Source organism: Pseudomonas wadenswilerensis, assembly GCF_900497695.1.
Taxonomy (GTDB): Bacteria; Pseudomonadota; Gammaproteobacteria; order Pseudomonadales; family Pseudomonadaceae; genus Aquipseudomonas; species Aquipseudomonas wadenswilerensis.
Genome location: NZ_UIDD01000013.1, coordinates 51766 through 64710 on the forward strand (window position 1 = coordinate 51766; position 12945 = coordinate 64710).

Below are 12945 nucleotides of genomic sequence, written 5' to 3' on the forward strand. Positions count from 1 at the left end.
CCATGAAACCCATCACCTTCACATACAGCCTGCTGAGCCTGGCAGTGCTGCTCAGTGGCTGCTCCCTGGGTAAACCTGCAGAGAGCATCGAGGTCGATATACCGGCCAGCTACCGCGAGATCGCTGCGGAAAATGCCGACCGCTGGAAGTTGGCAGAACCCGCTGACGGCAAGGACCGTGGCCACTGGTGGCGGGTATTCGCCGACCCGCGACTGGAGCGTTTGATCCTCCAGGCCGAGCAGGCGAGCCCGACGTTGACTGTGGCCTTTGCGCGGGTCCAGGAGGCACGTGCGCAAGCGGGCATGGCCAGGGCCGATAGCGCCTTGCAGTTGGGAGTAGGGGCCGGGCCAACGCGCCAGGGTACAGCCCGGTCGACCCAGACCCGCCTGCGCGCCCAACTCAACGCCAGCTATGAAGTGGACCTGTTTGGCGCACTGCACGACAACTCGCGGGCTGCCGCCCTCGAGGCCATGGGCGAGGAGGCCGCTTATCGCTCGGTGTTGCTGGCCTTGCAAGCGGATGTGGCACGCAGCTATTTCAGCCTGGGTGCCTTGGATAGCGAGATCGCGGTGCTTACCCAGACCATCGGCCTGCGCCAGGAGGCGCTGCAGATGGTGCAGCGCCAGTTCGATGCCGGCGATCGAAGTGAGTTGGAAACGGCCCAGGCCCGCACCGAGCTGGCATCGGCGCAGGCCTCACTGGAAGCGGTGATGCGTCAGCGGGCCAGCCAGGATCATGCCCTGGCAGTACTGGTCGGCAAGCCGCCCGCGGCGTTCAGCCTGACGGCCGGCGGGTTGCACTCAAGCACGGTGCAGGTGCCTGCCGGGCTGCCGTCCGAGCTGCTGGAGCGGCGCCCGGACATCGCCCAGGCGCAGCGGCGAATGGCGGCTGCCAGCGCGCGTATCGGCGTCGCCAAGGCGGCGTTCTTTCCACGGCTGGTGCTGACCGCCTCGGGTGGTTTCGAGTCCTCCGATCTCAACGACCTGTTCAAGTGGTCGAGCCGCAGTTGGGTGCTCGGGCCGCTGTTAGGCACGGTGCTGAACATGCCCTTGCTCGACGGTGGTCGCAATCAGGCGGGGCTGGACAAGGCCAATGCCCGGTACGACGGGGCGGTGGCGGCGTATCGGCGGCAGGTGCTGGTGGCCTTCAAGGACGTCGAGGACAGCCTCAGCGACATCCGCACCCTCGACCGCGAGCTGGCCTTCCAGGACGAAGCGGTCAACGCTGCCGGGCGGGCTGCAGCGCTGGCCGACACGCGCTATCGCAATGGCTCGACCAGCTATTTCGAGAGCATCGATGCGCAACGCAGCAGCCTCGATGCCCAGCGTGCGCAGGTGCAGGTGGCGGGCGAGCGTTCCAGGGCCTATGTCCGCTTGATCACCGCCCTGGGCGGCGGCTGGGTGGATACGCCTGGGTCCGCTCCGGCGCAACTGGCGAAGGTCACCGAGCACTAGTGGCCGGGCGCCAGGCCGAAAGCCGGTGGCTCATTGGTCTGGCGTTTTTCCCGGTTATTGGCTGTGGTTCGCGGGCGCACCGCGTCCTACAGTTGATCGACAACGACAGTGGAGCCAACGGATGGAATCTAGACTCGATTACTACTCGGCATCACCCAAGGCGATCAAGGCGATGATCACCCTGGAGGCCATGACCAATGACCTGAGCATCGAACAGCAACTGTTGCACCTGATCAAGATTCGTACCTCGCAGCTGAACGGCTGCGCCTTCTGTACCGACATGTACTCGATTGACTCCCGTCGCTTGGGCGAGACGGATCGCCGGCTGTATTCGGTGGCCGTCTGGCGTAGCAGCGACTTCTTCAGCGCGCGTGAAAAGGCCGCTCTGGCCTGGACCGAAGCGCTCACTTCGCTGACCCAGGGCGATGTCTCGGACGAGATTTACCGTCAGGTGAAAGCGCAGTTCAGTGATGCCGAGATAGTCGACCTGACCATGGTCATCAACGCCATCAGCAGTTGGAACCGCCTGGCGGTGAGCTTCAGGCAGAAACCCAGCATCTGAGCTGGACTTACGCTTGCCTCAGACGATAGGCCGTGGCGCTATTGCCATTGCGCTGGCGAGTCCAGCCGGCAGCCTCCAGCGGCCTGGCGATCAGCTGATTCATGATTCCGTGCTGACCTTGGGTGCGGGCTGGCTGTTGATTTCGCAACGTTCGTACTGCTCGATCCAGTGCTTCATATCGCGCGCTGAAATCTTGCCGGAGGTGGCCAGCTCAACGCTGACCATGACGCATCAGGATGTTTTCCAATCCTTGATTTGCGCTTGCGTGCGGACGCGTTACTACAGGATTTCTGTCAGTTGGGAGAGCTGTTGAGCTTCTGCAGTTCAATTTGCTCGGCGGCACTGCGCTCAAGGTTGATGCGTTCCTCGTCCAGATACCGATAAATACTCTGGAGGCTGTCGATTTTCTGTTTGATCGCTGCCATCTTTTTTTCAATCAGTTTCGCGCCGGCAGCACAATCGATCAGCTTGTTGCGCTGCGCATCGAGAATCTCGCCAATCTCCCCGAGGGAAAAGCCCATGCTCTGTGCGCGCTGGATAAAGTCCAGGTCCTGCAGGGTTTGCGAGGTGTAGACGCGGTAGTTGTTGGTCCGCCGCTGGGGTGAGATCAAGCCGATTTGTTCGTAGTAACGAAGGGTGTGTCGACTCGCTCCGCTGCGGGCTTCCAGTTCGCCGATTCTCATGAAAACATCGCTTGACTGTAGAGTTGGGTCGATAGTTTACGCTTGATTTCTCACCTTACCAAGGAGCAGAGAAATGAGCGTGGAGTGCTTTGTCACGGGGGGTACTGGCTTCATCGGTCAGCATCTGGTGGCCCATTTGAGTGCCCAGGGGCACAAGGTTCGGGTCTTGATGCGTCGCCCGGAGCGACTGGCTGAGTTGCGCGAGCAAGTTGCCAGGCTGGGGGGCAATGCCGCCCAGGTGTTTGCCGTAGCCGGCGATCTGGAGCGGAGCGAACTGGGTCTGAGTGTGGCCGACCGAGCACGGCTAAGACAGGCCAGCATCGTGTTTCATCTAGGTGCCCAGTTCGCGTGGGGGCTGTCGCTGCAACAGTCACGCGCAGTGAACGTCGAGGGGGCGAGGCAGGTAGCGCTGTTGGCCGCTGAGCAAAAGAGCCGTTTGGTGATGATCGGCGGCTACATGCTGAAGAATCACGCGCATCTGCGCAACATCGGCATTGATCCCCAGCGTCCGCAACTGACCGACTGGCCCGCCGTCTACCGCCAGGTCGGTGGTTATGAGGCAAGCAAGCTGGAGGCGCATTTTGCGACCCTGCAGGTCATGTCGGCCCAGCGCGGGGAGATGACCGTTGTCCACCCCGCGACAGTGTGCGGCCACAGTCGCACCGGCCATATCCTTGAGGGACAGCCCCTGGCGGCGCTGATACGCAACCTGGTGCAGGGCAAGCTGGCGGCCGTGCCAGGTAGCCCCGAGCACTGGTTGCCACTGGTTACCGTGGATTACCTGGTTGAGCTGCTGGCAGCCTGCGCTTTTGATGACGCGATGATTGGCCAGGAACTGCTGGCCCTTGATGAGCGCACACCCCATTTGCGAGAACTGCTGGCCCAGGTGGCGCACCCGCTTGGCGTGAAACCGCCGAAGCATCACCTGTCGCTGCGGCTGATGAAAATACTCCTGAGCGTGCCTCCCATCGCGCGGTTATTGAATACCAGCGTCGAGGCCTTGGACTTTATCCAGACCACCCGTTTTGATACAGCGGCGACCGGGCAATTTGCTGGCCGGCATGGCATTGTCAAACCGGATATCCGCGAGGCGCTGCAACTCACCGCCATGTTCGTCAATGCACATTGCCTGGGCAAGGGGGGATCAACCCGGCAACAGCCCCCAGTCCTTTGCAAGCTGTCTTGCCGAGTCCGCAGGCAGTAGGGTCGATCCGCTGCGGCGAACCCGCGCCGCATGATCAGCAAGCCCTTCGACGAGTGCGGCCCACTCCAATCGAGGTTCCTTGACATAGTCCCAGCCAAGTCCGAGCCATGGGCATCGCCCGCCGATCCTGGCAAGTGTGGCGGTTGTCGCCTGCGTGGCATAGTCGGGGAGTACCGGCGCATCTTGTCGCGATTGGCAAGCCTTCACCGCCGGCACATGCAATTGCAGCGCGCCATGCTTGTCTCGTGTCACCTGCATCGCCCCGAGAAGCGCGATGTCATACGGCACCGCCTGGTCTCGGGCAGCATAAAAATAGGCCATGCGGCGAATGTTGTCGTAGTCGGCCGTGGCACGGTAGAGATAGGCGCAGATGACGCCCAGCATCGGATCGACGTGCTTTTCGTGTCGCAGGTCTGCGGCGAGTCGATCAAGGCTGTCGACTCGAAGCCGGCCGGCGGCGAATTCATTGATGGCCCTCAGGGCCGCGCGATATCTTTCGGGGGAACCTTGCGCTCCGTAGACCTGGAAAACATCCCCGTCGGTGCTGGGTGCAACGACCGCATACAGACCCACATAAGGAACGACAGGGGTAAACTGCCCATCGGCCAGCTCCACCAGGACAGGTATCCCCTTGCAGTGGTCATCAACGTGGAATGCGTTGAAGGGGGGATCGGATCTGAGGGGCTTGAGCGCAGGTTCGGACAGGAGCTTCGCCTGATCGCCCCAGACGATCAGGTTCGCGCTGCCGGGACGGTTGACTTCCATGAGTCGGCGTTCAACCTCCAAGGCGACCGACTCAGCCGTGATCTTGAGGGCGTGAATGTCTGGCCCCTTCGGCAGGACAGGCTTGAGCCCGAAACCTTTGCCGAGGAGGCGATCCCGGAAGGCGCGGTTGGTCTTTGCGCGCTCCAGGATTTGCTCGGTGGATTCCGCTACGCCAACGGTCTTCCCTGCGCCGAGGACCGCCGAATTGCTTCCAGATGGCCAGGGTTGCAGGTCGGCAGGGCCTGGCTGCGGGGTCGTGGTGTCGCAAAGCACCACGGACTCGGGATCGACCTGGCATTGCGGATCGAGTTTCAGGTGGTACTGGCTTGCACGCTCGGTTGTTCGCGAACGAACGCATTTACCCAGCGTCGTGGTGGTTATCATCCCGTTTTCGATGGCGGTTGGTTCCAGGCCCCAGAGTATGTCTGCGATGACGCCAGAGAACACGCATTTGCCCGGTGCGGCCGCGGCAGGGTCATAGACCATATAGCCGAGCTGTCCGTCCTGGCAGGATGCAAGGCGGTCGAATCTCGGGCTGTCAACGCGAGTGCCCTGTACAACGATCCCGCGCACACCATCAAGCCGCATCAGCTCCAGGCTCTGCGGCGCTTCGCGGCAGGTGTCGGTAATAAGCGTTATGCGTTTGACGCCGTGCAGAAGTAATTCCTCATAGAACCCATCGACCACGATGCGGTACTTCATGTGCAGCGAGTCGCTGAACAGCCAAAAGATCGAGCCGAAGTTCGCCCCGGTCAGTCCATGCCCGCAAAATGACAGGATCAACTGGTCAACGACCTCGGCGCCCACCGGGAACAGTTCATCGACGGCCCGCTGTACCCGCTCTCGTGTGACCGGGTTCGCTTTGCCGTCGGTTGAGCCGTCGTCGACGACTCTTACGTTGTCGACGCCGAAACCCGAGCGCAGGGCCCATTCTCCCATTGCGCGAGCGGCGAAAACGGCGCCATCCAGATAGGCGAAGTCCAGGGCCAGTTTCGCGACAGGCGTCACCGTGCTGACGCCGATTGCCAGACAAACACGCCTAACCATGGGGACGCTCCGCATTGCGCTGGGTGAGGAGGGTGTATAGGTGAGCGGGTGAAAAAAACCGGGGCCAGCACCAGCGCGCAGGGCCAGGAGGCGTGAACCGTTCAGCCAGCATGATGACGCCAGTGAACAGCATCATCGGAATGTGCCAGGCGCCGCTGACAACGGGCACCAACATCCAGGCCCAGCACGAGCCAATACAATAGGCCCCATGCGTCATGCCGAAGACCAGGCAATCCCGGTCGGCGGCCCCACCGAACAGGCCTATTCGCCGCGGTTGATGGCTGCGATTGAGTGCCGCACGGTGCCACGGGCTTGCGCTCCAAAGCAACGCGATCAGCAGGGCTATTGCCAGGGCGTTGTCCACGACAGTGATCTGTAGCAACAGCGCCAGGGCCGACAGGACCAGGCCTGCGGCCATCCACGGCGCGCAGTAGCCGAGCAGGAAACCGGCGCTCGCACGTATTCGCCTGTTTGGCAGGCTGGAGCGCCACACATGCATGAGTGGCATCGCCAGAAGGGGCGGCATCATGGTCAACAGCATCAACAACCAACCCGCCAGGATACGGTGGATCGGGTTCACCGCGAGCTCCGCTTGCAGCACCGCGGGCCAGCTGGTGAAGACCGATAGCCCATTGGTGGCCACGCAAAACGCGGGACCTTCTGTACTTGCGTCGCTGTAAATGGAAAGGGCCAGGCCGAATCCCGCCGTGGCCAGAAGCACTGGCCAAGGGGCATAAGTGAAACTGCGTAAAACCAGGCCTGGCCGCATGAGGCCGCCCCCTCAACTGACGATGCCGCTTCGCTTGAGTACGCTTATGCGTTCAACGGTTATAGGTTCTTCATCGGTTATCTGCTCTCCAGGCACCAGGGTCACCCGCAGATGATTCGGATCAAAGTCCCCGGCGTCCGCCAGCCGCTGGGCCAGATCGGTGATGTCGATCGTATAGCCCAACCCGCTGCCTGCATGGGGGCCGTCCGTTTGCGAGGCAACGTTGAGACCGAAAAGCGTAAGGCTACCGGCGTACCGGTCAGGGCTAAGTGCCGGGTCGGCGCCTTCGGGCAAGTTGACGTACACATCCAGCAGAGGCGAGGGTGCGGAGCCGCGCACAGACTCCAGGGAAAGATAGAGCCGGGCCACTTCCTTGCCTGGCGATGTCGCGCCCATCGTGGCCATGCTGTTGGCGGCGGCTGTCGGTTCGAGGTCAATATGGGTACCTACCGGCGCCCCGCCGATCTTGACGACCGCGGCATTGGCGCCGATTGGCTGAACGGTTTGTTTACTGGGCGAGCCCATATTGACGCGTGCCACAGCATGCACTCCCGGCGTTACACCCGTGCCGATGATCAAATCATCATAGGTCCGATAAAATTTGCCGCCTTTCAACGTGTCCTTACTGGTAAACGTTACTCCAGGTGCATTGTCTCCGGGTACTGGCATGATGAAACTGCGGTCTGCCGGGCCATTGAGCCAGAGCGGATCGCGAACCATTGTCTTGCCCGGCGTGTTCATCCACGCCTCCCAGAGCCGATCAATGTTGCAATGGTGAAGCCAGAAGATCGGATCAAGACCTGCGAGCAAGGCATTGCCCATGTATCCTCCGACGAGGCCATGGACCGTGTTATGCGGGTTGGTCTCCAGCTCGCCGGCTACCCCGTCGAACTGGACGAAATTGCCGGTAATCCCCCCACCAAATCCCAGGGTCCCGTTACCAACGATGAAGTCATTCTCATCCATCGCCTCAAGGCTGAACCCGCGCACCGGCTTGATCGCCTTGATTCCGGGGCGGCGAGGGTACTTGTTCAGAGGGTTTGGCTTTCCGTCGGGTAATGTCTTGGCGACAAAGGCATCGGGCAGGTACAGCGCTTGCGGGTTGCTGCTGTCGAGGTAGTTCCAGTAGGGAAGTGCCCAGTCGTCACCCGTCAGCTCCTTCACTTTAGCGGCGACGATTGCCTCGAACGCAAACAGATACGCACGGTGCCAGGACAGAAAATACCAACTGCCGTGCTGACACTGATTGCCGTAGGTATGGTTGGTCAAATCCGCTGGAATCGGGGCACCTGACTTGATCAGGCGCTCGTTGATCCATAATTGGGGATGAAATCCATGCATGGCCCCGAGGAATTTCCAGCTATTGCGGTCCGCTATTGGCTGTTCATCCAACGCTTGCATGGCCAGTGCGTAGTTCAGTAATACCTTGTTCCACCCTGGGCCGAGTTTTGCGACATCCTGACGAGAAGTACTCATGAGATTTCCCTCCGTTCCTGTTGGGTGCTGTCTGCCGGGGTGAGGCCGGACTTCATTTCGCGGCGACAGCGCTACTCTGTGTGCACCTGCCTGCAGGCCTCTCAGGAAGGGCCTGTGCGCTTGAGCACATTGGCGATGCTCTCGGCGAGAGCGCAATTGCAGGTGCTTCCGGCGCCTGGGGTGTAGACCGGCGGTTTGGCGACGGAAGGATCGCCACTGGAGAAGGGGGGGGCAGGGGTTGTACTGAACAGTTCGTAGGGGGCGCTGACGTCGAGCAGGTCGACACCGTCGTAGACCGGGATTGCAATCAAGTACTGTCCTGCGGCAGGCATGATTCCCTCCTGGGAAACACCGCGGCGAACGCGCTTGCGTCGTCAGGTGTATAGCTTTCTGCTAATCAGCGTTGCGATGCCCGGACGACAAAACCGGAGGTCGGCCCGCTCAAGGCTAATGGCCATTAGGGCTGGTTTTGGCAGCATAGTCGGCGTTGTTTTACCTGCAAGGTGTTTTTGCGGGCAGGTGCTGAGCGGTAGTGTTCGAAGCGTATCGGTCTGCAGTGCTAGCACTGTGATCAGTTCGCTGAGGGCGTCACCGGGCACTGGCTCAGAAACGCTTGCAGCCCTTGCTGATATTCCTCGGCCGGCATCAGGTCACAGTGTTTGGCAATGAGACAGGCCACGCCCTGGCGCACCATGTCCGCGCTCGCCACGAGGTAGAAGTCCGGTGTTTCCTGCAGGCGCGCGATCTGTTCCCAGACCAGGGTGCTCTTGCCGCTGCGGGCTTTGTCCAGGCTGACCAGGCCTGGATATGGGCGGGGGTGATGCTGTAGTGCAATTCCATGAGGGCTTGATCCGAGGTCCGTGTTCGGTGAGGGCGGCAGTTTAGCGAGTTTCGGGGGGGGGGGTAGCAGCGGTTTGTGCGCGTATGCGAACTCGCCGCTCAGGCTGGAAACTGCTCTATATGGCGCTCCACCCATTCGTACAGGCGCTCGTCGAGCCGAAGCTGCTGTTGGCTGAAACTGTCCCGGCAGGCGTTGAACAACGGATCCTGATTGACCTGCACGGCCAGCTCGATGGGGCTTTCGCGCTCGGCATGGGCTGCCCGTAGCTGTCGCTGGCGCTGATCGGCCTGTTCCAGGGTGTCCGCCAGGGCATCCAGTTGCAGGTGCCTGAACTGGGCGATGGCCTGCGGCAGATGAAAGTGCAGGGCACTGTCGAAGCCTTCCCAGTCCTCGAAGGCCAGCCATTCGTGGAGCACCATCAAGCAGCGCGGTGCCGGGGCCAGTTGCTCCAGCCGCTCGAAGGCCAGCCAGTACTGGCGTGGCAATTGTTCGGCGGTTTCGATGGCCTGGGCGATCAGGTCCAGGGCCCGGGCCTTGTCCTGGTGATGTTTGCGCAGGATGCGCCGGGTCAGGGTGAAGCGCGCTTGTTCCAGAGTACTCAAGGCGCGGTTCAGGTCATAGCCTGCGTTGTGCAGATATTCCTGGGCTTGATCGGGGGGCAGCCCGGACTTGTCCGCCAGCACCTGCAGCAGTTCGGTTTTATAGAGTTCGGCAGCCTGCTCGGGGTTGCTTGCGCAGCGTTCCAGCAGGATCTGGGCGTGGCGCAGGCTGATGGGGATCAAGCTGCGTAGTCGTTGCAGAGCGTGGATGTGCGTCGGGTCCATCGACTGGGGTGCCTCGGGGTGGGCTGGTGGTTGGGGATGGCGGGCCGCACCTGTCACGGCTCGGTGTGCAGGGTGTGAGCTTTTCGCCATCTTGCCGGACAACCTGGTTATCGTCACGGAACTCGACGCTAGGTGTTGCACAGATATTCGACGTGGGAGCAATATTTGCAGCCGCAGGCTGCTTCCTTGGCTTGCGGCCGAGCAATGCAGCGACACACTGGTCGACCCAGGACGGGCGACCCGACAACAAAAACAAGAGAAGTCATCGACATGGATGTTAGATGTGATCAGCTCAAGACGCTGACGGGCACCCTGTGCCTGGCGTTCGCCACCGGGCTGCCGCTGTCGGTTGCGGCGGCCTATCAAGAGACTGGCCGCCCGGGCGACCCCGCCAGCTGGCGGTCGGCCGAATACCAGCAGGACTGGGGCCTGGAACGCATGCAGGCGAGCCAGGCCTATGCCGCCGGGATCACCGGCGCCGGGGTCAGCATCGGCGCCCTGGACTCGGGGTTCGATGCCGCCCATCCCGAGGCCAGCCCCGGACGTTTTCACGCGGTTACCGCCACCGGCCAGTACCTGGACGGCACCCCGTTCAGTGTGTCCGGGGTGCTCAATGGCGCCAACGACAGCCATGGCACCCATGTCACCGGCACCATGGGCGCGGCCCGTGATGGCGTTGGCATGCAGGGCGTGGCCTTCAATGCCCAGGTTTACGTGGGCAACACCAACCACAACGACAGTTTCCAGTTCGGCCCCGGCCCCGATCCGCGGTATTTCAAGGCGGTCTACGGTGCCCTGGTGGATGCCGGTGCGCGGGCCATCAACAACAGCTGGGGCAGCCAGCCCAAGGGGGTCAGCTATCAGACCCTGGGCGACTTGCGCGCGGCCTACGCCCAGCATTTCCAGCAGGACACCTGGCTCGACGCTGCCGGCGACGTGGCGCGCCGTGGCGTGATCAACGTGTTCAGCGCCGGCAACAGCGGTTATGCCAATGCCAGCGTGCGCTCGGCGCTGCCGTACTTCCAGCCGGAGCTGGAAGGCCATTGGCTGGCGGTGTCGGGCCTGGACAAGAACAACCAGCAGAAGTACAACCAGTGCGGCATCGCCAAGTACTGGTGCCTGGCGACCCCGGGTGCGGCGATCACCAGTACCGTGCCCGGTGGCGGCTACGCCACCTACAACGGCACCTCGATGGCCGCGCCCCATGCCACCGGGGCCTTGGCCCTGGTCATGGAGCGTTATCCCTACCTGAACAACCAGCAGGCCCTGCAAGTGCTGTTGACCACCTCGCGCCAGCTCGATGGCTCGCCGACCCAGGGGCCCAGCGACCGTGTGGGCTGGGGCGTCCCGGACCTGAGCCGGGCGTTGCACGGCCCCGGGCAGCTACTGGGTGAATTCGACGTCACCCTGGGCCGCGGGCAGGGCGATATCTGGAGCAACGGTATCTCCGACCAGGCCCTGCTACAGCGTCAGGCCGAGGACGCCGCGGAACGCCAAGCCTGGCAGCAGACCCTCAAGGATCGCGGCTGGGAGAATGGCCTGGCACCGGGAGCCAGCCAGCAGGATCGCAGCGACTATGCCCTGGGCATGGCCCGGGACGCGGCTGCCGCGCAGCGGGTCTACCAGGGCAGTCTGGTCAAGTCCGGGGCCGGCTGGCTGGTGCTCACGGGTGACAGCAGCTACCGCGGCCCGACCCGGGTCGATGGTGGATTGCTGGCGGTCAACGGCAACCTGCAATCGGCGGTGACGGTCAACGCAGGCGCTACCCTGGGCGGCAACGGCCGGATCGGTGCTCTGACTGCCAGCGCCGGGGGCGTGGTGGCCCCGGGTAACTCCATCGGTACCTTGAATGTCGCCGGCAACCTGGACTTGCAGCCGGGCTCGACCTATCAGGTGGAGCTTTCGCCCATGGCCAGCGACCGGCTCGTTGTGGGCGGTCAGGCCAGTGTCGGTGGCGCCAATCTCAGCCTGGTGCCCCAGGCGCAGCCGAACCTGTTGGCCGGTGGCCCGGTATCCAGCCTGGTGGGGCGCCAGTTCGACATCCTGCAGGCAGCGGGTGGGGTCAACGGGCGTTTCGCCCAGGTCCAGCCCGGCTACCTGTTTCTGGGGACCGTACTCGATTATTCGGCCAACGACGTGCAGCTGGACGTGACGCGCAGCGGCACGACGTTCGCCAGCGTCGGTGCCACGGCCAACCAGCGCGCCAGCGGCGGCGCCGTGGAGCGCCTGGGACCGGGCAATCCCGTGTATGAAAGCCTGCTGCTCTCGACCTCGGCGGACCAGGCCCGGGACGGCCTGCGGCAGCTGTCCGGGGAGATCTACCCGGCGCTGGACTCGATGCTGCTCAGCCAGGGCTCGGTCTTGCGCGATGCCTTGGGCGAGCGTGTGCAAGGTCCTGCACTGAATGCCAACGCGCCTGGAACGACTGCGAGCGAGTCAGGCTCGACCCAGCTCTGGCTCAAGGGCCTGGGCAGCTGGGGACGCATCGAGGGCGTGCAGGGCAGCGAGTCCTATACCAGTTCCCTGGGCGGCATGCTGCTGGGCGTGGACCATGACCTTGACGAGCAGACCGGCGCCGGCCTGGCCGCAGGCTACAGCGACAGCTCCCTGGGCATGGGCGGCAGCCACTCCCGGGCCACGGTCGACAGCTACCACCTGGGCGCCTATGCCCGCCACGACCTGGACCAGTTGCGCTTGAGCCTGGGCGGCAGCTACAGCTGGCACCGTGCCGAGGTCCGGCGCGACTTGGCCTATGCCGAGGTGTCCGGCCGCCAGCGCGCACGGGTCGATGCCCGCAGCCAGCAGTTATTCGCCGAGGCGGCCTATCGCCTGGCTTTGCCGGCGCTGCAGTTGGAGCCCTTCGTCAACCTGACCTACCAGCATCTGGACCGCGATGCCTTCCATGAGAAGGGCGATGCCGCGGCGCTGCATGCTCGCGACGAGCAGCGTGATGCCTGGCTCAGCACCTTGGGCCTGCGTGGGCGCCAGCAATGGCAACTGGGCCCGCAGCAAGACCTGCAGCTGGCGGCAAGCCTGGGCTGGCAGCACCGCCTGAGCGGGACCCAGGATCGCGAGCACCTGGCCTTTGCCGGTAGCGACCTGCCGTTCCGGGTGGAGACTGCGCCGGCCTTGCGCGATGCCGCGCTGGTGGGGCTCCAGGCACGGGTGGGGCTGACCCGCGACCTGGACCTGAGCCTGGACTACCAGGGGCGCCTGGCCAGTCGTGAGCAACAGCATGGCGCGGGACTCAACCTGCATTGGCGTTTCTGAAGCGCTGTGGCGCTGGTGGGGCCAAGGGCTCGCCGGCCAGGCGTTGCAAT

The 12945-nt window shown here is 63.2% G+C and carries 11 protein-coding genes; 4 read left to right on the forward strand and 7 right to left on the reverse strand.

The genetic code is table 11. The features are described 5' to 3' along the window. Nucleotides 1–2: 2 nt before the first annotated feature. On the forward strand, nt 3–1454 hold the full coding sequence (locus CCOS864_RS27600) for an efflux transporter outer membrane subunit (RefSeq protein WP_115089568.1): 1452 nt from the start codon (nt 3–5) through the stop codon (nt 1452–1454). Between the two features lie 121 nt (nt 1455–1575). Beyond that, nucleotides 1576–2016 carry a carboxymuconolactone decarboxylase family protein gene (locus tag CCOS864_RS27605; RefSeq protein ID WP_115089569.1) on the forward strand — a complete coding sequence of 147 codons (441 nt, stop codon included), beginning with the start codon at nt 1576–1578 and terminating at the stop codon, nt 2014–2016. A gap of 99 nt (nt 2017–2115) precedes the next feature. On the opposite strand, the gene CCOS864_RS28625 is transcribed toward CCOS864_RS27605, so the two are convergent. After that, complete coding sequence (locus CCOS864_RS28625; RefSeq protein WP_258579265.1) at nt 2116–2241, reverse strand: hypothetical protein; 126 nt, start codon at nt 2239–2241, stop codon at nt 2116–2118. Between the two features lie 68 nt (nt 2242–2309). Beyond that, nucleotides 2310–2699 (reverse strand): MerR family transcriptional regulator, encoded by a 390-nt coding sequence (locus tag CCOS864_RS27615; protein WP_115089570.1) that lies wholly within the window; start codon nt 2697–2699, stop codon nt 2310–2312. 73 nt (nt 2700–2772) lie between these two features. Here CCOS864_RS27615 and CCOS864_RS27620 point away from each other — a divergent pair, with 73 nt between their 5' ends. Next, entirely contained in the window at nt 2773–3903 is a 1131-nt protein-coding gene (locus tag CCOS864_RS27620; protein WP_115089571.1) for an SDR family oxidoreductase, read from the forward strand. Here CCOS864_RS27620 and CCOS864_RS27625 read toward each other — a convergent pair. From CCOS864_RS27625 to CCOS864_RS27650, 5 genes are all read right to left on the reverse strand, one after another. Next, nucleotides 3844–5715 (reverse strand): hypothetical protein, encoded by a 1872-nt coding sequence (locus CCOS864_RS27625; protein ID WP_115089572.1) that lies wholly within the window; start codon nt 5713–5715, stop codon nt 3844–3846. The genes CCOS864_RS27620 and CCOS864_RS27625 overlap by 60 nt on opposite strands. Then, nucleotides 5708–6484, reverse strand: a complete 777-nt coding sequence (locus tag CCOS864_RS27630) for a copper chaperone (RefSeq protein ID WP_115089573.1) — start codon at nt 6482–6484, stop codon at nt 5708–5710. The genes CCOS864_RS27625 and CCOS864_RS27630 overlap by 8 nt, the downstream gene beginning before the upstream one ends. Nucleotides 6485–6496: 12 nt before the next feature. Next, a complete protein-coding gene (locus CCOS864_RS27635) occupies nt 6497–7960 on the reverse strand; it encodes a DUF7868 domain-containing protein (protein ID WP_115089574.1) in 1464 nt (487 codons plus the stop codon). 101 nt (nt 7961–8061) lie between these two features. After that, on the reverse strand, nt 8062–8292 hold the full coding sequence (locus tag CCOS864_RS27640; RefSeq protein ID WP_115089575.1) for a type 1 glutamine amidotransferase family protein: 231 nt from the start codon (nt 8290–8292) through the stop codon (nt 8062–8064). Between the two features lie 607 nt (nt 8293–8899). Continuing rightward, nucleotides 8900–9625, reverse strand: a complete 726-nt coding sequence (locus tag CCOS864_RS27650; RefSeq protein ID WP_115089576.1) for a hypothetical protein — start codon at nt 9623–9625, stop codon at nt 8900–8902. A 270-nt stretch (nt 9626–9895) separates the two neighbouring features. On the opposite strand from CCOS864_RS27650, the gene eprS reads away from it, so the two are divergent. Continuing rightward, the gene (eprS, locus tag CCOS864_RS27655; protein ID WP_115089577.1) at nt 9896–12895 is read left to right on the forward strand and encodes an autotransporter serine peptidase EprS; all 3000 of its coding nucleotides are present in this window, start codon (nt 9896–9898) and stop codon (nt 12893–12895) included. Nucleotides 12896–12945: the final 50 nt, after the last annotated feature.

Coding starts and splice junctions, on each gene's coding strand:
- CCOS864_RS27600 (WP_115089568.1), top strand. CDS start 3: ATGAAACCCATCACCTTCACATACAGCCTGCTGAGCCTGGCAGTGCTG.
- CCOS864_RS27605 (WP_115089569.1), top strand. CDS start 1,576: ATGGAATCTAGACTCGATTACTACTCGGCATCACCCAAGGCGATCAAG.
- CCOS864_RS28625 (WP_258579265.1), bottom strand. CDS start 2,241: ATGGTCAGCGTTGAGCTGGCCACCTCCGGCAAGATTTCAGCGCGCGAT.
- CCOS864_RS27615 (WP_115089570.1), bottom strand. CDS start 2,699: ATGAGAATCGGCGAACTGGAAGCCCGCAGCGGAGCGAGTCGACACACC.
- CCOS864_RS27620 (WP_115089571.1), top strand. CDS start 2,773: ATGAGCGTGGAGTGCTTTGTCACGGGGGGTACTGGCTTCATCGGTCAG.
- CCOS864_RS27625 (WP_115089572.1), bottom strand. CDS start 5,715: ATGGTTAGGCGTGTTTGTCTGGCAATCGGCGTCAGCACGGTGACGCCT.
- CCOS864_RS27630 (WP_115089573.1), bottom strand. CDS start 6,484: ATGCGGCCAGGCCTGGTTTTACGCAGTTTCACTTATGCCCCTTGGCCA.
- CCOS864_RS27635 (WP_115089574.1), bottom strand. CDS start 7,960: ATGAGTACTTCTCGTCAGGATGTCGCAAAACTCGGCCCAGGGTGGAAC.
- CCOS864_RS27640 (WP_115089575.1), bottom strand. CDS start 8,292: ATGCCTGCCGCAGGACAGTACTTGATTGCAATCCCGGTCTACGACGGT.
- CCOS864_RS27650 (WP_115089576.1), bottom strand. CDS start 9,625: ATGGACCCGACGCACATCCACGCTCTGCAACGACTACGCAGCTTGATC.
- eprS (WP_115089577.1), top strand. CDS start 9,896: ATGGATGTTAGATGTGATCAGCTCAAGACGCTGACGGGCACCCTGTGC.